This is a genomic window from Glutamicibacter sp. V16R2B1, from assembly GCF_005774635.1.
Lineage (GTDB): Bacteria > Actinomycetota > Actinomycetes > Actinomycetales > Micrococcaceae > Glutamicibacter > Glutamicibacter creatinolyticus.
The window spans coordinates 51,194-74,024 of the sequence record NZ_VATX01000008.1; the positions used below are offsets into that span (position 1 = coordinate 51,194).

The window sequence follows — 22,831 nt, forward strand, 5'->3', positions numbered from 1 at the left end:
GGCATGGTCAGCCAAGGCGTTACCGGCGTCGAATGCGCTTGCGTTCCCGTCCGGCCCCGGCAATCAGCGGACGGCAGAGCGTGTCGCCGAACACGACGCCGCCGGCGATCGAGAGCATGATGGCAAAGGCGTTGAACATCTCCACCAGCGCCTGGTCCATGGCGTCGGTTTCCAGCACGATCCCGTACATGGAACGGAAGATCATCAGGCCCGGCAGCAGGAAGTACACCCCGGGCGAGGCAATCACCAGCTGCGGGGTGCGCAGCTTCTCCGAGGTGAACCGGGCGGCAAAGCCGATCACGGTGGCCACCACGGCCGGGGTGGCCCGCTCCCCCAGCCCCAGCGCATTGCACACCAGCAGCACCAGGTAGCCGATGACCGCGATCACCACAGTGGGCAGCACGAGCTTCTTCGCGGTCTGTTCGGAGATCGCGCCGGCGGCGATGGCAACCGCCACCAGCAGGATCATGAACCACTGCGGATAGGAGATCTGCTGGATCTGGTGCACGTCCACTTCGGTGCCGCCGAGCATAAAACTGATCACCAGGGCCACCGAGATGCCGGTGAGGATCGCCGTATAGATCAGCCCGGCGGAAAACAGCCGGCCCACCGCGGTCACCGGGAAGCCGTTGATCGCGTCCTGCAGGGCCGAGACGAAGCGCACCGAGGGCAGCAACAGCAGGATGCCGCCGGCGACCACCAGTGCCGGGTCAATGGGTGCGTGGACCGCGAAGCCGATCAGCGCCACCGCGGTCACCGCACAGGTGGATGCCGCCACCGTGAAGAATTCGGGCACCCGCCAGCGGTTGCCGAACTTCATGATCTGCGAAACCAGAGAGGAGGAACCGAAGGCGATCAGCGCGCCCAGGGCCGAACCTCCGATGAACAGCACGAACGCGGCGGCGAACACGCCGCGCGCGGTGGCCACGAACCAGCGCGGGAAGGGGCGCGGCTTGCGCATGATCACCTGCAGCCGCGTCGCAGCCTGGGTGATTTCAATGCCCCCGGAAATCACGTCGGAGACCAGCTCGTGCACCAGGCACAGCCCGGCGAAGTTCGCGGTCGAGGAGCGCACTACGCGCAGCACCGAGAACCCGTCCGCGTCGGTCGGGTTGTAGTTCAGGTGGATCGACTGGTTGGTGACATCCACATCCACGTGCTTCAGCCCCAGCGCCGCGGTGACCGCGATGACGCTGGTCTCCACCTCCAGGGCCCCGGCCCCGTATCGGAAAAGCGTTTCGGCCAGATCCAGCGCGAATTCCAGGACCGGGCGGGCCGAAGCCTCGGTGTCCTTGATCTGGGGGTTGGCGTAAGGGGTGCCCTTGAGCCGTTCGACGATGTTCAGCGCCTGGGTGGGCGGGGCGTCGGAAACCCACATCTTGGCCAACAGGCGCCGGGCGACCGGGTTCGCGCGGGTGGGCACCACGGTCACCCCGTCTTCGGTGGTCACCTGGCCGGTCCGGGCTTCCAGGTCGCCGATCTCCGCGGCGGCGATGGTGGCGGTGGGGTCTTCGGGGACCGGTGGGGCATCATGCAGCGGCCACGAAGAGGTGTAGGGCTGGCTTGGTTCGCTGGCTTCCAGAGGGGATCCAAGCCTGATTTCGTTGGCGCTGATGCGTGGCAGACTCGAGACCTTCGGATCCGGGTCCGCCCCCGGATTCACCTGCTCCCGGGGCTCGTTCTCCCGCTCCTGCTGCGCCACCGATCTACCCCCTTAAACGAAGTTGCCTGCTACGACTTCACGATACAACCGCGGCATGGGCTTAGGCTGGATCCATGCTGAGGAAACCGCCCGGGATCTGTGATTTCCAAAACACCGGCTCGGGGGAATGAATCAGCCACCCCGAAGGGTTACCAGAATGCATGTATTTGCATGAAAGTCTCGAGGAAAGGTGGTTCCGGTGAGCACCCAGTCAACCGGGTCAACGAAGCTGGAAATCGGCGTGGAAACCTTCGGTGACATCACCGTGGATGCGAAGGACAAATTGCTGCCGCACGGCCAGGTGCTGCGCAACGTAGTCGCCGAGGGACGCCTGGCCGAGGCCTCGGGCCTGGACTTCTTCGGGGTGGGCGAACACCACCGGGACGACTTTGCTATCAGCGCCCCGGAAGTGGTGCTCGGCGCCCTGTCGCAGGTGACTGAACGGATCCGGCTGGGCAGTGCGGTGACCGTGCTCTCCAGCGATGACCCGGTGCGCGTCTACGAACGCTTCGCCACCCTGGACGGGCTCTCTGGCGGTCGGGCCGAGATCATCGCCGGTCGCGGGTCCTTCGTCGAGTCGTTCCCGCTGTTCGGCTACAACCTCACCGACTACGAGACCCTGTTCGAGGAAAAGCTGGAGCTGCTGGCCCGGTTGCGCCACGGCGAACCGGTCAGTTGGAGCGGACAGACCCGTACCGCATTGGAGGAACAGCAGGTCTATCCGCTGCTGGAATCCAGCGAACTGCGCACCTGGGTCGGGGTCGGAGGCAGCCCCGAATCGGTGATCCGCGCCGCCCGACACGGTCTTCCGCTGTTCCTGGCGATCATTGGCGGGCAGCCCGCGGCCTTCGAGCCTTTGGTGAACCTCTACCACAAGGCCCTGGACTCCTTCGGCAAACCGGACCAGCCGGTCGCCGCGCACTTCCATGGCTTGGTGGCCGACAGCGACGAGGAAGCCCTGGAACTGCTGTGGCCGCACTACCAGCGGGCGATGAACCGGCTGGGAGCCGAGCGCGGTTGGCCGCCGGTTTCGAAGATGCGTCTGCAGGCCGCTATGGGGCCGGACGGGGCAATGCTCGCCGGCAGCCCGGACACCGTGGCCCAAAAAATCGCGCGCTTTGCCCAGATGCTGGGTCTGAGCCGGGTGGATATGAAGTACTCCAACGGCACGCTGCCCCACGAAGTGATGATGCACAGCATTGAGCTGTTGGGCACCGTGGTCAAGCCGCGGGTTCACGAACTGCTGGCCCAGTAGCGCGGCGAACCGTTCCCGGCCGGGCCTGCCGAGCAGAAGCTTGCTTGGCGGACCTGGCCGCCAGGAACCGCTTACCCGCTTGGATACGAGAAAACCCCCACAAGATTCTTGTGGGGGTTTTTGGTGGATCTTACTGGACTCGAACCAGCGACCTTTCGCGTGTGAGGCGAACGCTCTAACCAACTGAGCTAAAGATCCAGAAGTGCTTTCCGCAGTTTCTCACCGCGGCACCTAAACGATATTACTGGCATTTTCCGCCGCCACCAAATCGGGGTCGATCCTCCTGCCGACAGGCGTCCCTTTCGGCGCCTTTCCGTGCTTCACGGCGCGGCGTTCGAGGGCCGATAGCCCGCCTTGCCAGCGGTTAACACAGATTTAACATTCCGGACCCCTTTCCCGCTTGTTCCCGACGCTTGGGAACCGCATAATTTTTCTGTGGCTCATCGAGCCGCCAAACTGGGCCCTACAAGGAAGCTGCCGGAAGCCGCCGGCAACGGTCCCCTAAAGGCCAACGAAACCCTCCGTCACCAGGGGTGACGGAAATCTTTTCCTTTCGTTCGTTCTTGACTTCTTAGGACCGATCCCAGTGCTCCCCTTCTTGGACTATGCCCTGTCTGCCATGCCCCCAACCGCCGCCGAGCGCGAGGAGCTGGCCCGTCTCTACCCACGTGTTGACGCCCGCTGGCATCAGAAAATGGACCGCGCCCTGCTGGTGGTCACAGTGCGCGATGCAGGCGCACTGGTTGCGGCGGGGATTGTCCACGACAGCGTGGTGGCTCCCACCGAACTGATGGATGCGGTGGAGCTGGGCTGCATGGTGGTTGATCCGCGCTACCGGCGGATGGGCATTCGCCAGCGGGTCGCCGAGATGCGGCTGGCCCATGCCCTGGACGCGGGACGCACTGCGATCACCGTCATCCACGCCGCCAATCCGGCGTCATGGGCCTTCTACGAGCGCTCCGAGCTGTGGGCCCTGGAGCGCGAGTATGAGTTCGACGGGCAGGGCATGTTCATCTACCAGGCCACCGCCGCAGCCCGCGACCGGGCGAACAGCCTCCCCCTGTCCCTTGGAACCGGTCAACCTTCACTGGATCCGGTGCCGGTCCAGGCGCAAGAAAGGGTCCACCCGGTCCTGCCGACCATCACCGTGCCGCACGCGCTGGGATGCGCGCCGTGTCGTTGCGGTAGCCAACAGACCGACCACGACCTGCACCCTGCTGGTTACTAGCAGCGGGGCTAGAAGAGCGGGTCCTGCAGGTCCGCAGCCGGGTCCTTGCTGGACACCGGCTCCGGGATCCCGTCCCGCCGGGCCCGTGCCACCTCGTGCAGGTCGATGGGAGTCACCTGCAGCACGGTGTCGATCATGGTGGCCATGAACTGTTCGGTGGCCACGTCTTCGGGCACCGCGTCGTGCTCCACCTGCACGGTAGGGTTCGGGTCGGCTTCATCCCAGTCCACCAGCAGTAGACCGGTGGCCGTATAGCCGTAGCCGTCCCCGAAATCACGCAGCTTGCGGATCATATCCACGGTGCGGCGGAACGCGGCCGGTTCGGTGCGCAGGATCGTGGCTCGCTGCACGAAGTAGAAGCCCACGGCAGCCAACGGGTAGCGGGCGCGCAGGTTGGCGGCGTCCCCATACGCTTCCTCGTAGCGGTTGGCCAGGTTCTTCCCGAACGATGAAGTCATTGCCTTGGTGCTCAGCAGCAGTTCCGGGCCCCGCGACCAGTGGGTCATCACCACATCGGTCTGCTTCATGTAGGCCCGACCCAGGATCCGGGCATCGGTGCTGCCGGCCTTGCCGGCAAGGATCGCCTCGTGAACTTCCTCGGCCAGTCGTTCGGGCAGCCGGCGCAGCAGGTCCAGGATGTCGGAGGAAAGCACCCGCGGCGCCTCGGTGCGCGGCCACACCAGATCCTGATCGAACCCGGCACGCCGCAGCTCGTGGGCCAGCCACGCATCCACTGCCTGGGCAAAGCGGCCGGAGCGGGTGACGGCCTTGGATCGCACCGGGATGCTCAGCAACTGTTCAAGCAGCGAGTAGGACGGCTGGAACTGCTGTTGCACGGCCCCTTCCAGCAACCAGGGAGAGTCCTTGGCGGCGCTGGAGAGCACCGTATCGAATTCGGCAAAGGCCAGCGTCTTCTCGTGCCCCATCTGGTTCCTAGTTCCCCGTTTCCCTGCCGTTGGAGTTGTTCATTCCGGTCTCGGCATTCTTCCCTGCCCGCACCGCGTGCCCGATGTTGGCCTGCGCCTTCCGCACCGCCTTGCCGCGCAGCTTGCGCCGCTGCAGCAGATGGGTGCGGGAGTCCTCCAGGCAGCAGCGGGCCGCCGCGTCCAGGCCGAGCATCCGGCCCAGCACGATCTCGTCCACCAGCGCGCTGGCCTGCAGCTTCTGTCCGGCCCGCAGCAGCCTGGCAACCTCCGGCCGAATGGCACGCAGCGCCGGGGCGTGTTCCTGGACTAGGTGTGGGCTGGGCACCGGCAGCCGGTCGGCCTCCGAGGGTTCCAGCTTCAGGATCCCCCCGCCATAGGAGCGACCCACAATCTCGGCGCCCAGCATGGTCAGCGTGTTCAGGGACGCCAGCGGCAAAAGTTCCCGGCCCACCTCACGCACATCCGCCCCCAAGTAGACCCCGTGGATGGAGTTGATGTGATGCACCTGGGCATGGTTCGTGGTCAGTCTGGGGGTATCGGCGTTCATGTAGGTCATGAACAGATCCGGCACCGCCAGGATCGGAACCCGCCACCAGGGGGTGCGCACCCGGCACTTGTATGCGGAGTCGACGCCCATCTGCTGCCCGGCGGAAATCAGCTCCTGACCCGCCGGGGAGGCAGAGCCCTGCGGGCGGAACAAGTAGGTGGCTGCACCGTGCTCACGCAACCTCTCCCAGTCCTCCTGCCCCAGTTCCAGTCCGCGAAGGTGGCGGGAACCCGGTGGGGAAATGCGGATCAGGTCCTGCTCGGCCAGCCCCAGCTCGGCCACGTCCGGCTCGCTGAGCGTAAACCACTTGTTGTTCCCGGTCACGGCCCCCAGGGAGGTTTCACCCCAGGTCTGCAGCGGAACGAATTCGGCGTTGGCCAGTGCGGTGTCGTAGATGCCGCGCGCTTCCAGGGAGGCCAGCGAACTGGTCCAGCGTTCGGCCGGGTCACTCACCGGATGCAGCACCCCGGGCTCTAGGCTTTGCAGGCCCAGGGCGTTGTGCACCTGGTGCAGCCGGAACGCCCCGCTGCCCGGCTGCCCGTACCCGTCGGCCAGCAGCAGCACCACTTCCTCCTGGGCGTCGGCGAACACCCGCTCCTGGAACAGCACCAGGCTGACGGTGCTGAAGCGTTCGAGCAGCATGGCGCGCACCGGGGCCGCGTAGTTCACAAACATCAGCTCGGCGGGCAGCACCAGCGCCAGGCGTCCGCCTGGCCGCAGGAAAGTGGTTGCGTGGGCCACGAATGCGGCCCACACCGAGGCCAGTTCGTTCAGCTCCACCCCGGCCGCCCGGGCCGCGCGGCGGGAGAGCTCACGGTCGGCCCCGCGGTGCAGCTGGTAGCGCACGTAGGGCGGGTTGCCGATCACCGCGTCCATGTCCTGGCGACCGGTGACCTCAAAGAAGTTAGCGCAGCGGATTTGCGCGCTGGCCCCGTGCTCGGCCAGGATCCGTTCGGCGGCGTGCACCGACGGCTCATGCAGTTCAATGCCGTGCAGGCTGGCGGCCCCGCGCCCGTCATCAAGCAGTTCATGCGCGACGGTCAGGAACTGTGCTTCTCCGCAGGAAGGTTCCAGGACCCGGCGAGCACCCTGGTCCAGTGCCCAGCCGGTCATGAAGCGTGCTATGGGTTCCGGGGTGAAGTAGGCGCCGCGCCCATGCCGGGCCGCGGCTGCTGCCTTTACTTGTTCACTGCTCAACACGCTTTGATCTTTCCATGGCTCGCCGACACTTTAGCCCGGTTCTGCCCCATCCGGCGGCCCGGTTCCGTTCCCGACCGCAAGGCGAGTGCGGCAACGGCCGTATCCGACCAATCCTATCCACAACCAGGTTCACCGCGCCCCTGCGGATGTCACCGCACGGGGCCCGGGATTAGGCTTGCTGGGCGCTGCGGCCCTGGCGGATCCGGCGGATCCCCAGCACGATGCCAGTCACGACGCTGCCCACCAGCAGTCCGGCGACGCAGGAGAGCCCGGTGTTCACCAGCCACCCGATAACCGGACCAGCGGAGCCGGTGGCTCCGGCGGCCGCCAGTTCCAGGTGGTGCACCAGCGCGTAGGGGGCATGCCAGCCCAGCTCGTCCAGACCGACCAGGATGATGTGTCCGCCAACCCAGAGCATGGCCACCACACCGACCTTGCCCAGCACGGACATGATCACCGGCATCGCCTTGACCAGGGTCCGGCCGATCAACTGCAGGAAGTGGGAGGTGCGCTGGGCCAGGTGCAGACCGACATCATCCATCTTCACGATCAGCCCGACCACCCCGTACACCACAATGGTCATGCCCAGGGCCACCGCGATCAGGATCATGGTGCGCATCCAAAAGCCCTCGGCGGCGACCTCGTTCAGGGAGATCACCATGATCTCCGCAGACAGGATCAAGTCCGTGCGCACCGCGGCACCGATGATCGACTTTTCATCGCGCACCTGTTCGCCGGACACCGGGTCGTGGTGGCGGATGATGTGCAACAATTCCAGCACCTTCTCCGCCCCTTCGAAGACAAGGTAGGTGCCGCCCAGCATCAGCAAGGGGGTTAGCGCCCAGGGGGCAAACTGTGAGAGCAGCAGCGCCAGCGGCAGGATGATCAGCAGCTTGTTGCGGATTGAGCCCAGCGCAATCTTCCACACGATCGGCAGCTCGCGCTTGGGCGAAATTCCGGCCACATATTGCGGGGTGACCGCGGCATCATCCACCACGACACCCAGCGCCTTGCTGCTGGCCTTTCCGGCGCCCAAGGCCACATCGTCCAATGAGGTGGAGGCCAGCTTGACCAGAGCCGCGATGTCGTCGAGGAGTGCTACCAGTCCACCGGCCATCGTTCGTCCTTTGCTCGAAGAAGGTTTCGGGCTTACGCCGGCTTCCAGAATACCGAGTCAACTCCCCCGCTGAGCCTGCGGCACCACCGCATGCGGGTTGTTCTCAGCACACTTTTGTCTTCGAACCAGCTTCCGGCGAGCGCCCCGGACGTACACGAGCGCTGTCTTTGGTCGAAGTGGGGCACCGGGTTCCGCAGAAAGTCGGTTTCTCAGCTCCTCACATCGGCTCCCGAACGCTTAGGAACGGGCCGACAAGCTCGCGCCGAACGGTTGTGGTTCCACCATCTGTGCCCTAGTGGTTGCGGCGGTCGGTGCGACCAGTGGCTGGGCAAACCTGGGCGGCAGGGCATGGGCGACCGCACTGTAAGGCCAGTACTTCACCCGAAATGTAACCGAACCGCTTCGCCTGGCCCGGTCAAAGAAGGAACTGATTATGGTTCCAGGGGCTTCCAGTCCTACTACCTGCAGGACTGGGGTAGGCAATGAAACATGCAGAAACCGCAACTGGTCGCTGATTGGGTCAATCATTGCGACCAGGCTCGGTCCTTCGTGGACGGAGACCAACCCCATCACATCATCCAGTGGTTCCCGGGGCCCGGTCATAATGACCGGCATGCCCGGCATCCAACCGTGTTGCTGCAGGTATTGGCGACCATGGCGGGTTCCGATCAGTTCCGAGACCCGCTGTGCGGTACGCGACCGGGCGACTCGACCTGGCATTTGTCCTAACCTCCACAACTCGCAACTTCCAGAATGTCCCCATCAGTCACGCTGCGTGTGAGTGGAACCGACTACGAGCAGCAACGCAAGAACGGTTGCCACAACAACGGCAGGTGTAGGGAGAAGATAGCCGCGAAGATTCAGATCTTCCAGATTTTTGAGGATTCTCTCAGGGTACCGATGTCCCTCGGGCGGCGAACGCGATGGTTACCGGACGTCAGAGGGCCAGCCCTGCACGCTCAAGTCAGCCCTAATGGCGGGAAGGGTGAGCGTTGGGAAAGGGAAAAGCAAAACCCCCGGGAACATGCTCGAACGCGCATGCTCGCCGGGGTGAAGAGAGCCCCCTACCGGATTCGAACCGGTGACCTTCAGTTTACACAGCGAGGCAAAACACCTGATTCCGCGCCACCGAAATATCGGGGATCGACACGCTAAACCGCGAGATGACAAGGAAGAAGTACTCACGGACGATTACCGCAAGTTACCGGCGCTTACCGGCGACCCTCGCTCCAAAACGTCGAGTAAACGTCGAGCAGAAGTCGCGAGTGAACCGAAATCGAACCCCGCCCCTTAGTAGGCTTATGACCGAATCACCATCACAGAGCCTGCCCACGCAGGCCGATGCCCTGCCCGTCTACTTGACCCGTGCCGAAGCCGCACTCCTGCTCCGGCAGCGTCCCCAGACCCTGGCGAACTGGGCCAGCACAGGGAGGGGCCCTCGCTGCGCCCGGGTGGGGAACCGGGTTCTTTACAAGCGCGATGAGGTCCTCGCATATGTAGAGGGCCTGCTCTCTGACAAGGCGGCGGCATAATGGGGCGCCGTGCACTGCAGCCGGGCGAGCTTTCCGTGACCGCGGTGACCTCCTCGACTGACGATTCCGGGCGGAAGCAGTGGACGGCTCGTGGTGCCTTCCGCGACACCAGCGGCACGCGGCGGGTCCTCACCGCCCAGGGGCGCACAAAAACCGCCGCCGAGCTGGGCTTGCGCGCCAAACACGCGGACCGGCTGCGCAACGGTGTCGCTTCCTCCAGTGAAATGCCAACCGTCAAGGACATAGTCGAGCTCTACCTCGCGTCCTTGCAAGTCAAGAGCCCCGAAGCGCGCACCACCGGGCAGAAAGCCATCACCACGTCCTCGCTGAGGCCGTACAGGAACTCGGCAGATCATGCGCTCCGACTGCTGGGCGGCGTACGCCTGCATGAGCTCACCGTGGCTCACGCCCAGGCACAGCTGCTGACACTCATTGATCCCACCACCTTGGAGGGTGCCACCCGGGCTCGGCACGTCAAGGGACTCCTCTCCCGCGCCATGGGTAATGCGATGCGTCTGGGGGTCTACGCGGGGCGGGACAACGTTTTTGACCACGTGCGGCTGCTTACCAAGGGTGTGACCCCGGTGGAGGCGCCTTCTCCGAGTGACCTCGCGATTTTGCGGCAGATCCTGCACGAGCGGGTTGCAGGAAAGGGTTTTCCCGGTAGGCCGCCTCACCCGCGCGTGATTCACGCCACCGAGCTCATGCTGGAAACCGGGGCTCGAATTGGAGAAGTCATGGCCCTGCGCTGGCGGGACGTGGATCTGACCGCTGGCACTATCCACATTTGCGGAACACTGGATGAAAACAGCCGGTTGGTCCGTCAGACGTATCCAAAGACCGCAAACTCCGAGGGCTACCTACGGATAGGTCCTGAGATCACCAGAATGCTTGCCCGGATTCACGAGGTCACAGAGTACAAGGGCTTGGACGATCCGGTTTTTGCCACCGCTCGCGGCACCTTCACCGCACCGTCGGCGATCCGCAGGTCCCTAAAAACGATTCTGGAGCAGAGCGACCACAAGCTGCCGGTTTATATCCATCCGCACGCCTTCCGGCGGGCTGTCGCCACCATCGTCAGCGAATCCCACGGGATTGAGGCCGCCGCGGCACAGCTGCGCCACACGGACTCGCGCACCACCCTCGCCCACTACATTCAGCGACCAAAAACTGCACCTGACCGGATCAGTGCCCTGACAGCCCTGAACGCAGGAAGAAAGATTGACTAGGTGTTTTACAACGCGTGAACCGAATTCGATCTATCCCCCTTAGTACCTGTAGAGCCGCTGGGGAGCTGGCTCAAGATGGGGCGGTGAGCTGGGGAGCGACTGCACCACTTTTAGAAAGGCAAGCATGACCCATGGGGATGGGCAGGCTAGCAAAGGGGACGCGGGGCGGCTTGGCCGGAAGAGCGGTGGACTCTGTGGAGGAAGCCGCCGAAGCCCTGGATGCCGTGTACGCGGAGGTGCGCCGCAGAGTAGAGGTGATCGACCAGGCTGGGGCTGAAAATTGGCAGGATCTGCCCGCCGGGAGCATTCGTCCCTGGCTAGTGGTGATTGACGAGTGGGCTGGGCTCATCGCGGTTGATAAGAAGCCTTCTGGTGACCCAAAAGCAAGCCCAGTGGTTAAGGAAATGCTGGACGACTGGAATGCGCATTCCTCCAACGTGGCCCGGATCCAGGGTAAGGTCGCCATGATCGCGCGTGAAGCCCGCTCTGCCGGCATCCACCTGCTCATCCTCACCCAGCGGCCGGATGCCACCGACCTGCCAGGTCAGGTGCGCGAGCGGATGGGCACCGTGGTGCAACTTGTCTCCCCCGCCCGCCTGCCTTCCCGTGAGGCGCTGGGCATGCTGTTCCCCGGTGAAATGGCCGCCCAGGCGAGCGAGGAAATCTCCGACCTCTTCTCAGGTCGCCCGGGCTTCGGTCTCTCCTACACGGATGGGGGCACCGTTCAGGGCTTCCAAGCAGTACTCATTGAGCCTGAGGAGGTTGCTCCATACCTCGCAGAAATCGGGGTCCCGCGTAGCGTGCCGCTGCGACTATCCGGCCAGCGCGATAATCGCGCGGGCAGCCCACGGCAGGCCACCCCGGCCACGCAGCCTGCCGCTGCCCCGGTGACAGTTCCCGTTCCGGTATGGGCTACGCGCCACGCGGAGAACGAACCGGACTGGTGAGGTGAGGCCCGCACCTGCTCAGCGCCGGCTATGCTTGCTCGTACGCTTGGCACCAGGTGCGGGTCAACCCAACTGTTACGGCGTGATCACCCAACGTAGGACAAGCAACAGTTGGGCGGGAGCCGACCCGAACGGCTGGACGCGCGTCAGTCTTGGCCAGGCCCGCGGTCTCGGTGACGTCCTGCATGATGTTCGCCTCGGAGACTCCAATGCGTTCAACGCAGGTGCGCGCGTCGTCCGGCGACTTGCGCAGGTGACGCATGGCGATCGGCCGGACAGAGAAAAAGCATGCCGATGGAGGCCATGTCGAACAGGACGACCTGAAGCCATGCGGGAGCACCGGCAAAATCGGCTGCCGCGCCTGTCAGTGCGCCGACGCCGAGCATGATGAAGTACAGGTCTAGCGAGAAAATCTCGATGACGGCGAGGATGAGGAACGCGGCGGCCAAGAAGGCCCAGGCGTCCTTGATGATCCGTTGTGCAAGCACGGGGATTCCTTGTCGTTAGCGCCTGCCCCAGGACGGTTCAGGCTCTCCCCCGTTTATGCGGCGAAATATGGGCTGGGCTCATTTCGGGCATCATTGCCCGCCGAGTATCTCCTTTGGCTATACTCCTGGCCCAGTTACCCCAGTCCGAAAGATTTTCGGACACGTTTTCGGACAAGAAGAACAAGGCCCCCTCTACTACTACTTACCTTTATATATAAGGAATATTAGTTAAATAGCATTAACTGGCGCCTCATCTGCCCCACTTGTCCGGTTAAACACACGTCCCCTAGAGGGAACGGATTGTTGATTCACTTTCCATCAAATCCCTCTAGGGGGTGTTGTTTTCCGCCGGGTAGCTGGGGTTTCTGGGGCAGGCGCTCATTTAGCCGTGGAATCCCGCGGAAGTTGGGCCGGATTTTGTTGTCCAGGTGCCTGGGGCAGCCGGACAACACCCCGGACACTTAGTTACCGAATTGCTTTGAGTCGCCAGCTGTCGGGCCGACTCAATACATGAGGGACAGTCCATAATCGAGCCTTCTCGCAGGAGTTTGGCATGATGGAATGAAACAGCCGCGGAATTTCGTGGACATGGCCAAAGGAGCACGGAAGCCCAGTGACACTCGCACCCACTGAACCAGGTCACCTCACCCAGCAGCAGCTGGAATCCACCCTGTGGGCGGCCGCCAATGCCCTGCGCGGGCCGGTGGATCCCGGCGACTTCAAGGCGTACGTGTTCCCGGTCATGTTCTTCAAATGGATCAGCGACAACTGGGACTACCAGCACGCCCAGGCGGTCGCCGACTTCGGCGATGAACTCACCGACGAGGCCGAGGCCGACTACCACCCGTTCGTCATCCCCGACGGCTGCCACTGGGCGGACGTCTTCGAGACCACCTCCGGCACCGGCGAGAAGCTGCAAACCGTGCTCAAGCAGCTGCAGCTGGCCAACCCCGAGTCCCTGGCCAACGTCTTCGGGGATGTGAACTGGGCGAACCAGGACCGGCTCCCCCAGTCGGCACTCACCGCGCTGCTGAACACCTTCCACTCGGTGCGGCTGGATCCGGACTCGGTGTCCGGGGACATGCTCGGCTCCGCCTACGAATACCTGCTGCGTGAGTTTGCTGAAGCCTCCGGCAAGAAGGCCGGCGAGTTCTTCACCCCGCGCCACGTCGTGCACCTGCTCGTGAAGCTGCTGGCCCCGCAGCACGGGGACAGCATCGCCGACCCCGCCTGTGGCTCCGGCGGAATGCTGGTCGAAACCGTGGCCGCGATCAAGGCGGCCGGCGGCAACCCGCACACCCTGCGCCTGTACGGGCAGGAGGTCAACCTGACCACCAGTGCGATCGCCAAGATGAACCTCTTCCTGCACGGCATGGAGGACTTCACCATCGCCCGCGGTGACACCTTCGGCTCCCCGAAGCTGAAGGACGGCGACGCGCTGCGCACCTTCGACATCGTCATCGCAAATCCGCCGTTCTCACTCCAAAATTGGGGTGCCGCCGACTGGGTGAAGGATCCGTACGGGCGCAACAAGTACGGCGTCCCGCCGGCGAAGAACGGCGACTGGGCATGGATCCAGCACATGATCGCCACCATGAAGCCCGGCACCGGCCGGGTCGGGGTGGTCATGCCGCACGGCACCCTGTTCCGTGGTGGCGCCGAGGCGCGCATCCGTGAAGCGGTGGTGCGCGACAATATCCTCGAAGCCGTCATTGGCCTGCCGAACAACCTGTTCTACTCGACCAGCATCCCGGTGGCGATCCTCGTGTTCCGCGACCGCAAGCCGGCCGAGCGTGAGAACAAGGTACTGTTCATTGACGCGAGCGAACGGGTTCAATCCGGCAAGAACCAGAACAGCATGTCCGACGAGGACATCAAGGTGATCGACGCCGCCTACAAGCAAGGCGTGGACATCGACGGTGAAGAAGGGCTGAGCCTGCGCCTGGTCGACCTGGCCGAAATTGAGGACAACGGGTTCGACCTGAACATTGGCCGCTACCTCAAAAACGAAACCGTCGCTGAAGCCAATGTGGAGGAAGCACTCATTGACTACAAGGAATCCCGGGAACGGCTCGCCGCGGCTGAAGCCGTCCTGGCCGAGCGACTGAAGGCGGCCGGCTATGACTTCTAACTGGGAAACCGTGCGGCTGGGTGACCTAATCTCCAAGCGCACCGACTTTACAGCTGTTGAGCCATCCTCCGAGTACGAGATAGTTGGGGTTCAGAGAAGCGGCTGGGGGCTGGCGCGAAGAGCGCCTATTCGCGGGGACTCTATGAAGTTCACGAAGCTCATGAGGCTAGAGTCGGACAACTTGGTATACCGCACGATCACCGCTTTCGAGGCCCCTTCGACTGTGGTCACGAAGGATTTTGAAGGCGCATTTGTCACACCTCAGACGTTTCCCGTCTTCAGGCTGGACACGGGTAGAATCCTGCCATGTTTCATGGCGCTTCTCACGACGTTTCCGTCATTTCACGATGCGATGGCTGAGCGCTGCACAGGGTCGGTGTTGCGCCGTAAAACCTTGTCGGTGGGGGCCTTCGAGTCCATCCCTGTTGCTCTCCCGCCTCTTGCCGAGCAGCGTCGAATCGTTGATCTGATCGGTGCCCTGGACAACACCATCGAAGCGGCCGAGGATTTGGAAAGCGACATCAGTAGGACACGGCTTGAAATCGCCAATTCTTTGTGGCTAACCGGAAATAACTTCGTTGAAATCGAAAAACTTGGCAAAACAGTCACGGGTGCCACTCCATCGACCAAAAACGAAGATTTCTGGGCAACGAATGACGTGCCATTTGTAACTCCGTCGGATCTAGACAAGTCTGGTGCAGATGTCTCTCGATACACTCGCTTCGTAAGCAAGGCCGGTGCCAGCAAGAATGGTCGATCTGTGCCGGCTGGGGCTGTTCTTCAGGTTTGCATCGGAGCATCCGTCGGGAAAGTTGGCGTGACGACTGAAGAAGCAACCTTCAATCAGCAAATTAATGCCATCACAGGGATGGATGAATCCGCTGCTAGGTTTGTGGCATTGATGCTTTCGAGTGACTATTTTCAGTCCGCCATAGCAACCGAGGCCGGGGTCTCGACAATGCCGATCGTCTCGAAGTCCAAGTGGAATAGCATGACAATTCCGTGGTTGACTCGCAGCGACCGGGTAGCAGCGTCACGAGTCGCAGAGGAATTGCAAAATGCGAGGCAACTAGCGGCAGAGCACTCCAGGTCCCTGCGCACCCTTCGGTCGGAGCTGCTGACCGCGCTGCTGTCGGGTGCTCACGAGATTCCGGAGGCGTACGACTTGGTGATTCCAACCGCGTCGGTGTCGTAATGAGCGCATGGTGGTTGCTGGTTTTTGCGTATGCTGACGGGTAGCTGATTGGTCAAGGGGTTTTGATGGCGGGTTTCAACGAGGCGAACACGGTGCAGGCACCGGTGCTGGATCTGCTGGTGAAGGCCGGCTGGAAGCACGTGCCGGGCAACCAGCTGGCCCGGGCCACGGAGGACGTGCTGCTCACCGGTGAGCTCACCGCCGCGCTGGCCAGGTTGAACCCGGTCATCGCCGAGAAACCCGCGCGCGGCCAGGAGATCATTGACGACCTGCAGCGGGTCATCCTCAACGTGCACGAGGACGGGCTGGTACCCACCAGCCAGGCGCTGCTGCCCTGGCTGCAGGGACGCAAAACCCACCAGTTCCTGGGCACCGAGGACTTCCGAACCATCACCCTGATGGACTTCAAGAACCCGGACCGCAACAGCTTCATCGTCTCCGACGAGGTGACCTTCGGGGCTCCGGGGGACACCAGCCGGTTCGACCTGGTGCTGTGGATCAACGGGATCCCTGTGGTGGTCATCGAGACCAAGACCCGGTTCAACCACAAAGTCACCTGGGTGAACGCCGCCCGGGACATCCACGACATCTACGAAACCAAGCGCCCTGGATTCTTCGTCCCGAACGCGTTCTCGGTGGCCACCGACGGGCGCGAACTGCGGTACGGGTCGATCCGCCAGCCCATCGACTCCTGGAACATGTGGGGTTCCACCACCGATGACCCGCTCATGTCCGGCTGGGAGCGGGTCGCCCGCAGCGTGGAGCTGCTGCTGAACCCGGCCATGGTCCTGTCCATCATCCGGGACTTCACCATCTATGAGGTGCACCGGGTGTCCGGCAGGCCGCCGGTGCTGGTGAAGATCGTGCCGCGCTACCCGCAGGTGGAGGCGGTGAACGCGATCCTGGATCGTGCCCTGCACGGCACCAAACGGCAGGGGCTGATTCACCACACCCAGGGGTCGGGCAAGACGCTGGCCATGCTGTTCGCCGCCATGCGCCTCACCCAGGAGCCGGCGTTGCGCAACCCGACCATCCTGGCGATCGCAGACCGGGTGCAGCTGATCACCCAGATGGCCAACCAGTTTACCCGGGCTGGCCTGAAATCCACGGTCTCCCCCGAGGATTCGGATTCGCTGCGCCGCCTGCTGGCCGCCGACCGGCGCGGTGTCATCTTCTCCACCGTGCACAAGTTCAACCAGGCGGGGCTGCTGTCGGAGCGGGAGAACATCATCGTGCTGGTGGACGAGGCGCACCGCACCCAGGAGGGGCAGCTGGGCAAGCACCTGCGCGCTGCCCTGCCCAACGCCCGGTTCTTCGGGTTCACCGGCACCCCCATCGCCGATGAGGACCGCAACACCTTCGAACTGTTCGGCGACCCGGACGACCCGGGGCACGCCTTGAACACCTACGATTCGGACCGTTCCATTGCGGATGGAACCACGGTGCCCATCCACGTCGCCCCGCGCCTGGTGGACTTCCATGTGCGCAAGGAGGAGTTGGACCAGGCGTTTGACGACCTGGCCGACGATGAGGGGCTGACCGAGGAGCAGAAGAACACGCTGGCCGCCCAGGCGACCAGGACCCGCACCTTCTTCGCCAACCCCGAACGGGTGCGCAAAGTGGTTGCCGACATGGTGGAGCACTTCTATTCGACTGTTGACCCGCTGGGGATGAAAGCCCAGGTGGTCGTCTACGACCGCGGATTATGCGTGGATTACCATGAGGAGCTCACCCGGCAGCTGAAGGAGCGGGCCGGCGAGGGCGAACCGGATGAGGCCGGCGTGGTGATGAGCGTGAACTCCAAGGATGACCCGCGCATGCACCCCTACCGGCTCGCCGAGTCGGAGGAGGAGCAGCTGCTGGACCGGTTCCGCGCGCACGGCGACAGGCTGAAGTTCCTGATCGTCACCTCCAAGCTGGGCACCGGGTTCGATGCGCCCATTGAGGGCGTCATGTACTTGGACAAGCCGATGAAGCTGCACACCCTGTTCCAGACGATCACCCGCACCAACCGGACTTGGCGTCACCCGGTCACCAAGCAGGAGAAGCTCAACGGGCTGATCGTGGACTACGTGGGCCTGGGTGAGGGGTTCGCGCGCGCGATGCACCCGGCGAACCCGCAGGCCGCCCGCAAGCAGATCGACGCGGAATCCTTGGTGGACCTGTTTGAAGCCGAACTGAAGGTCACCTTGGTGCGCTTCGTGGGGATCGACCGCACCGATTTCTCGTTCGACACGCTCACCGAGGTGTCCCGCCGGCTGCCGGACGCGGACCAGGAGAACGATTTCAAACTCCAGTTTGAAATGCTCCAAGGCCTGTGGGAGTCGGCCTGGCCGAACCTGCGCCTGGAGCAGCACAAGGCCGACTACCGGTGGCTGGCCAGGGTGTACGAGTACCTGACCCCCGCCGACACGGGCACCCCGCTGCTGTGGGAGCAACTGGGAGCCAAGACCATGCAGCTGGTGCACGGCGCGATCTCGGATGTGAGCGTGAAGAAGTACGGGGCGGACTTGGTAATCGCTGACCACGTAACTATCCGCCTTCTCGTGGAAACCGGGGCAATTAAGGAGCCGACACCAGGCGAGCCCGTCACCGTCTCGGCTGAGGAAGTCCTTGACACCATCGCCAGCCGGCTGAAGAAACGGCTCCAGGGAGCCAACGGGAGCCACCCCGCCTACCAGTCGATCGCCGAACGCCTGGATCGCCTGCGCGAGCAGCAGGTCACCAAGGCGAAGGAAGGGATTGATCTGCTGAAGGCCGTCCTCGAGATCGCTACCGACCTGACCGCTGCGGAGAAGGCCGAGGACGCGGCCGGCCGGCCCGGCCTGGACCTGCTACCCGACCCGAACATCGGGGCGCTCACCCAGATTTTCCGGGAGTACAAGCCGGAAGGGACCCCGGTGGTGCTGGACAAGGTGGTCGTGGACATCGACCAGGTGGTCAAGGAAGCCAGCCGCGACTGGGAGAACTGGGCGAGAACCCGAAACGGCGACCGGCAGGTCAGGGGTGCGATCCGCAAGGTGCTGAAGCACTACAGCCTGCCTATCCAGGGCGACCTGTTCGACAAGGCGTACAAATACGTGTCCGAAAACTACTAGGCAGCGACGCCGGCCACGGAACCTGGCTCGAAGAATGGAAGACCGTCAGCGCCGGATCGGACTGACGGTCTTCCAGCGTTCCTGGCTCGGGCTAGACCGTTTCTAGCATCGCGGAACCACGGGGTTGTTCGAGTTGGTTTCCAGGAGGGCTTCTGACACCCATCCCGCCCCGGGGATCTTATACCATATCGTCGACCGTGAGTACGGACCGGTCACCGCGGATCCCCACTGGTAGCACTGGATGGCAATCATCCTGCCGGCGTAGATCCGGCCAAGGTAGGCTGAACTGGCGGTGGGGCTCTTGCGGATGTTCACGTACTGGTACGCGGGCTTGTTGACGACCTTGGCGGCAAAATACTCGGCGGAGTATACGGTCCGCGAGTTGTATCCGGCCTTGGACCCGACCATCCGCAAGCGAACCTTCCGCCCGTAATCCGAGCCGGTCAGGCTGTACGAGCTGCCTCTGGCCCCAGGAATATTGGCACCGTTGCGCTGCCACTGCCGGGAGACAGCCACCGGGTAGGGCTGCCAGGAGCCCACCGACGAGTTGATCCGGCCCGGGGCGCTGTTGGTCGCCCAAGTTCCCGGCTTGGGTGCGGCCGTGAGGTTCTTCAACGGTGGTGGAGCTGCAGTAGTGGATCGCAAGGCACCGACCATATACCCCGGCCGCGGGACGTTCAGCACAAGCGCGCCCGTCTTGGCATCGACCCACTTGCCGACGTACGTCTCGGATCCCGTGACGATCCGGTAGTTGCCGAACTTGAAGTTGTTCACATTCGTATACGCGTTGTCCTTCAGAATGGTCAGGTGCACGTGTGGCGCGTAGGACTTTCCGCCGCAGGGCGTCGCGTTGCCGGCGTCACCCAGCCAGGTGCCGGCGGGGACGGTTTTGCCGATCAGCCCCGACTGCTGGCTGGTCAGGTGGTAGTAGGTGGACTTCCACCCGTTGCCGTGATCCACTCCGAGGTACCATCCCCCGCTGCAGCTAATCTTGTAGACTTTGCCTGCGGCAATGGAAACAACCTTCCGGTTGGCGGCCCCGTTCTGCGGGCCGAAGTCGATGGAGCCCCACTGGGCCGCGCTCCCCTTCTCTCCCTCGAAGTCGTGCGGGGCGTTGGCCTTCCAGGACTGCCCGTTCTGGAATGGAAGCCGCCAGTTTGGTGGTGGGCCGGCGGCTTGGACTGGGGTCATTCCCAGGGTGAGTAGTGCAGCGGAGGCGGCGATGGTTCCGATTTTGGTGAGAAGCGAGTGCTTGGACATGGTCATTCCCTTCAAGCGTGTGGGCGAAGATCGCCAGCGAACGAGCAAGAAATGGCCTAGCGGCTGCCCGTGCCGGGTAGGCTCTTGAAGGCATGCGCATCGGATAATCCTATTTTGTGAGGACCGCCACTTTTTGTCCATCGTTTTGTACTACGGTTTGGTTACAGTTGGCTAAGAATGCTTCGTAGCAGCACGCTCCGGTGGCTTCGATGACGTCGTTTTAGGCAGCCTCGCTGACATCCTCGGTCATCATCCTGTGCCAGCCGTTGGCCAGGGCCTTGTTCCGCGCCCAGGTGGCTTTCGCCCGCTCATGCGGCGTGCCGTGAGGCGGCTGAGTTCAGCGCAGTTGATGGTAGATCCCGTCGATCACCTGGGCGACACTCACCACGGTGCCGTATCCGCAAAACAGCCGGTCCAGGGTGACGGTCATCTGCCATATTCTAGAGAGCATGACCGCATCATTCGCATCCGGCCGCTACGCCATGGGTCTGCTGAGGGTTTGGTTGACACTTCGACCGCATCACCTCGATAAGGTGGTGCTCAAACGAAGGAAGATCCAATGCCCAAGAATGTCTACACTGATGAGTTCAAGCGCGACGCGGTGGCGCTGGTGGAATCAGGGATTCCCCAGAAGCAGGTCTGTCATGATTTGGGGATCTCCAGGACAGCGCTGCAGTCCTGGGTGCGCGATTCACGGTTCCATTCCCATGGAATGACACCGTCGACCGACCCGGAAGAACGCAAGGAGATGTCCCAGGCGCTCAAGCGCATCCGGGAGCTCGAGATGGAGAACGAGGTGCTGCGCAAGGCCGCGGCCTACCTGTCCCAGCCTCATATCCGCTCCCCAAAATAATGGGCCCGCTCGTCCGTGAATTGGCCGCCAGAACAGGCAGGAAACGTGTGCCTGTGGTGGTGACGTGCTTAGGTCCTGGGATTCAGTACCCAGGCGTATTACAAGTGGCTGAAGTGTCCCGTCTCGGCGCGGGATGTTGAAGAGCAGGAGCTGACCGCGAAGCTGCGTGAGCTGCACCAAGACGACCCCGAAGGCGGGTACCGGGTGCTGGCCGATGACCTGGAGGACCTGGGCTACCAGGTCTCCGAGCGCAGGGTGTGGCGGCTGTGCAACAAAGCGGGCATCCGTTCGGTGATCAGCAAGCGCCGGCGCAAGTGCACCCCGGCTGGTCCGCCGGTGCATGATGACATAGTGCAGCGGAATTTCACCGCCGAGCAGCCCAACCAGCTGTGGCTGACCGACATCACCGAGCATCACACCGGTGAGGGCAAGCTATACCTGTGTGCGATCAAGGACGTGTTCAGCAACCGTATCGTGGGCTACTCGATGGACTCGCGAATGAAGGCCCAGCTGGCGGTCAACGCCCTGGAGATGGCGGTGGCACACCGTGGACACCCACGTGGGGTTCGGGTGCATTCAGACCGCGGCAGTCAATTCCGTTCCAGGAAATTCACCCAGGCCCTCGAACGTCATGGGCTGGTCGGATCCATGGGCCGGGTCGGTGCGGCCGGTGACAATGCGGCCATGGAATCGTTTTTCAGCCTGTTGCAGAAGAACGTGCTGGATCGGCGCTGGTGGACCACCCGCCAACAGCTGCGCCTGGCGATTGTGGGGTGGGTGGAAGGAAAGTATCACCGCAAACGCAAGCAACGCAGGCTGGGGAAACTGACCCCTGTCCAGTTCGAGGCTAGAATAATCGAGTCCGTCGCTCTGGCGGCATAAATCACGGTGTCAACCAAACCCTCAGCAGACCCTTGCGGCATGAGACGGTGGAGCTGCTTGATGAGCACGCAGCGGTGATCCGCTCCTTCCCCAGGGTCTTTGGGCAGCACCCGGAAACGATCACCGAGCCTTCAACCGTGCTGGGCGTGTTGGCCCGCAAGCCAGGGGGTTGGGCGAATTCACCAATCCGTGCCCAGTTCGCTGATCCGGTGCGGGACTGGATTGATACGGCTGAATCCGTTGATCGGCGGCGGTTCTTCACCGCGTTGCATGACGCTTCGTCAGCAACCGGGTTCCTGACCGCGTTGGACACCGCTGAGCAGCTAGTCACCGACGGCGGGGACCCGTCCGGGCCGACGCTGGGGATGTTGGCCCGCCGGATTGCCCAGGGCACGGAGTTCGAGGCGGGAATCGTTGACCTGGGGGTCTATGACCAGCTGGTTGAGCAGCCTGCTGGTGCCGCCGCGCAGGGGGTGCCGGCAGCATGAGCGTGATCGAGATTGATGAGCTGGTCGAGGCCGGACGCGCTGCGTCGTTGACCAGCAGCGTGATGGATGAATTCGCCCGTAAGGGCACCCCGAAGCAGCGTGAGTTCCTGTATGAGCTACTCATGGCCGAACAGGCCTCACGTGCTGAATCACGTCGGGCCAGGTTGCTGCGCGCCGCGAAGCTGCCAGCAATGAAGACGCTGGATGGGTATGACTTCAGCGCGATTACCTTCCCGTCGGATTACGGGCGGGAACAGCTGGTGGATTTGGATTTCCTGGACCACGCCCAGGACCTGATCCTGTTCGGAGATGTGGGTACCGGTAAAACCCATTTAGCGACCGCATTGGCGGTGGCTGCGTGCCAGCGGGGCATCGCGACGAAGTTCTTCACCACCGCAGGGTTAGTGATGCAATTGCGCCGCGCCAAGGACGAGGGCCGGCTGGATAAGGAGCTGGCCTCCATTGCCAAGAACCAGCTGCTGGTCGTTGACGAGTTCGGGTACCTGCCCATTGACGATGAAGGTGCCCGGTTGCTGTTCCAGGTCATTGCCGACGGCTATGAGAAGCGTAGCCTGCTGCTGACCACGAATCTGGAGTTCAAACGGTGGGGCATGGTCTTTGGCGATGAGAACATGGCCGCGGCGGTGATCGACCGGTTGGTGCATCACGGCAGGCTGCTGCAGTTCCGTGGCCAGTCCTACCGGGTGAAGAACGCGTTGATGAGATAACGCACCTGTACAGCAGCATGTTCCG

Annotated in this window: 15 protein-coding genes, 1 tRNA gene and 1 pseudogene; 10 read left to right on the forward strand and 7 right to left on the reverse strand. The window is 63.2% G+C overall.

Features of this window, described 5'->3' with window-relative positions; translation table 11 throughout:
• Positions 1 to 19: 19 nt before the first annotated feature.
• Positions 20 to 1,702, reverse strand: coding sequence for a threonine/serine exporter family protein (locus FDN03_RS05405; RefSeq protein WP_249354312.1), 1,683 nt, complete (start codon positions 1,700 to 1,702; stop codon positions 20 to 22).
• Positions 1,703 to 1,901: 199 nt separating this feature from the next.
• On the opposite strand from FDN03_RS05405, the gene FDN03_RS05410 reads away from it, so the two are divergent.
• Positions 1,902 to 2,957 carry an LLM class flavin-dependent oxidoreductase gene (locus tag FDN03_RS05410; protein WP_138174852.1) on the forward strand — a complete coding sequence of 352 codons (1,056 nt, stop codon included), beginning with the start codon at positions 1,902 to 1,904 and terminating at the stop codon, positions 2,955 to 2,957.
• Positions 2,958 to 3,078: 121 nt separating this feature from the next.
• On the opposite strand, the gene FDN03_RS05415 is transcribed toward FDN03_RS05410, so the two are convergent.
• Positions 3,079 to 3,155, reverse strand: a tRNA-Val gene (locus tag FDN03_RS05415).
• Positions 3,156 to 3,576: 421 nt separating this feature from the next.
• On the opposite strand from FDN03_RS05415, the gene FDN03_RS05420 reads away from it, so the two are divergent.
• Positions 3,577 to 4,185 carry a GNAT family N-acetyltransferase gene (locus tag FDN03_RS05420; RefSeq protein WP_138174854.1) on the forward strand — a complete coding sequence of 203 codons (609 nt, stop codon included), beginning with the start codon at positions 3,577 to 3,579 and terminating at the stop codon, positions 4,183 to 4,185.
• 8 nt (positions 4,186 to 4,193) lie between these two features.
• Here the strand turns inward: FDN03_RS05420 and FDN03_RS05425 are convergent, their stop codons facing one another.
• The 3 genes from FDN03_RS05425 to FDN03_RS05435 all read right to left on the reverse strand — a co-directional run bounded on the left by FDN03_RS05425 (position 4,194) and on the right by FDN03_RS05435 (position 7,975).
• Entirely contained in the window at positions 4,194 to 5,111 is a 918-nt protein-coding gene (locus FDN03_RS05425; RefSeq protein ID WP_138174856.1) for a hypothetical protein, read from the reverse strand.
• A gap of 7 nt (positions 5,112 to 5,118) precedes the next feature.
• On the reverse strand, positions 5,119 to 6,855 hold the full coding sequence (locus FDN03_RS05430) for an N-6 DNA methylase (RefSeq protein WP_171021135.1): 1,737 nt from the start codon (positions 6,853 to 6,855) through the stop codon (positions 5,119 to 5,121).
• Between the two features lie 172 nt (positions 6,856 to 7,027).
• Positions 7,028 to 7,975, reverse strand: coding sequence for a DUF808 domain-containing protein (locus FDN03_RS05435; RefSeq protein WP_138174860.1), 948 nt, complete (start codon positions 7,973 to 7,975; stop codon positions 7,028 to 7,030).
• 1,531 nt (positions 7,976 to 9,506) lie between these two features.
• Here FDN03_RS05435 and FDN03_RS05450 point away from each other — a divergent pair.
• Both FDN03_RS05450 and FDN03_RS05455 read left to right on the forward strand, forming a co-directional pair.
• Positions 9,507 to 10,736, forward strand: coding sequence for a site-specific integrase (locus FDN03_RS05450; protein ID WP_138174864.1), 1,230 nt, complete (start codon positions 9,507 to 9,509; stop codon positions 10,734 to 10,736).
• Between the two features lie 194 nt (positions 10,737 to 10,930).
• Positions 10,931 to 11,683: an FtsK/SpoIIIE domain-containing protein gene (locus tag FDN03_RS05455; RefSeq protein WP_138174866.1), complete on the forward strand. Its 753-nt coding sequence runs from the start codon at positions 10,931 to 10,933 to the stop codon at positions 11,681 to 11,683.
• Between the two features lie 215 nt (positions 11,684 to 11,898).
• Here the strand turns inward: FDN03_RS05455 and FDN03_RS05460 are convergent, their stop codons facing one another.
• Entirely contained in the window at positions 11,899 to 12,171 is a 273-nt protein-coding gene (locus tag FDN03_RS05460) for a hypothetical protein (protein WP_138174868.1), read from the reverse strand.
• 613 nt (positions 12,172 to 12,784) lie between these two features.
• On the opposite strand from FDN03_RS05460, the gene FDN03_RS05465 reads away from it, so the two are divergent.
• The 3 genes from FDN03_RS05465 to FDN03_RS05475 all read left to right on the forward strand — a co-directional run bounded on the left by FDN03_RS05465 (position 12,785) and on the right by FDN03_RS05475 (position 18,595).
• Positions 12,785 to 14,302 (forward strand): class I SAM-dependent DNA methyltransferase, encoded by a 1,518-nt coding sequence (locus tag FDN03_RS05465; RefSeq protein ID WP_138174870.1) that lies wholly within the window; start codon positions 12,785 to 12,787, stop codon positions 14,300 to 14,302.
• Positions 14,292 to 15,497 (forward strand): restriction endonuclease subunit S, encoded by a 1,206-nt coding sequence (locus FDN03_RS05470; protein ID WP_138174872.1) that lies wholly within the window; start codon positions 14,292 to 14,294, stop codon positions 15,495 to 15,497. The genes FDN03_RS05465 and FDN03_RS05470 overlap by 11 nt, the downstream gene beginning before the upstream one ends.
• A 65-nt stretch (positions 15,498 to 15,562) precedes the next feature.
• On the forward strand, positions 15,563 to 18,595 hold the full coding sequence (locus FDN03_RS05475; protein WP_138174874.1) for an HsdR family type I site-specific deoxyribonuclease: 3,033 nt from the start codon (positions 15,563 to 15,565) through the stop codon (positions 18,593 to 18,595).
• 102 nt (positions 18,596 to 18,697) lie between these two features.
• Here FDN03_RS05475 and FDN03_RS05480 read toward each other — a convergent pair whose 3' ends face one another.
• Positions 18,698 to 19,855, reverse strand: coding sequence for a M23 family metallopeptidase (locus tag FDN03_RS05480; protein WP_171021136.1), 1,158 nt, complete (start codon positions 19,853 to 19,855; stop codon positions 18,698 to 18,700).
• Between the two features lie 559 nt (positions 19,856 to 20,414).
• Between FDN03_RS05480 and FDN03_RS05485 the strand changes: the two are divergent.
• The 3 genes and pseudogenes from FDN03_RS05485 to istB all read left to right on the forward strand — a co-directional run bounded on the left by FDN03_RS05485 (position 20,415) and on the right by istB (position 22,806).
• A pseudogene (locus tag FDN03_RS05485) lies at positions 20,415 to 21,590 on the forward strand (IS3 family transposase).
• A 32-nt stretch (positions 21,591 to 21,622) separates the two neighbouring features.
• Entirely contained in the window at positions 21,623 to 22,078 is a 456-nt protein-coding gene (locus tag FDN03_RS05490; RefSeq protein ID WP_138174878.1) for a hypothetical protein, read from the forward strand.
• Positions 22,075 to 22,806 (forward strand): IS21-like element helper ATPase IstB, encoded by a 732-nt coding sequence (gene istB, locus FDN03_RS05495; RefSeq protein WP_171021137.1) that lies wholly within the window; start codon positions 22,075 to 22,077, stop codon positions 22,804 to 22,806. Before FDN03_RS05490 ends, istB begins: the two co-directional genes overlap by 4 nt.
• Positions 22,807 to 22,831: the final 25 nt, after the last annotated feature.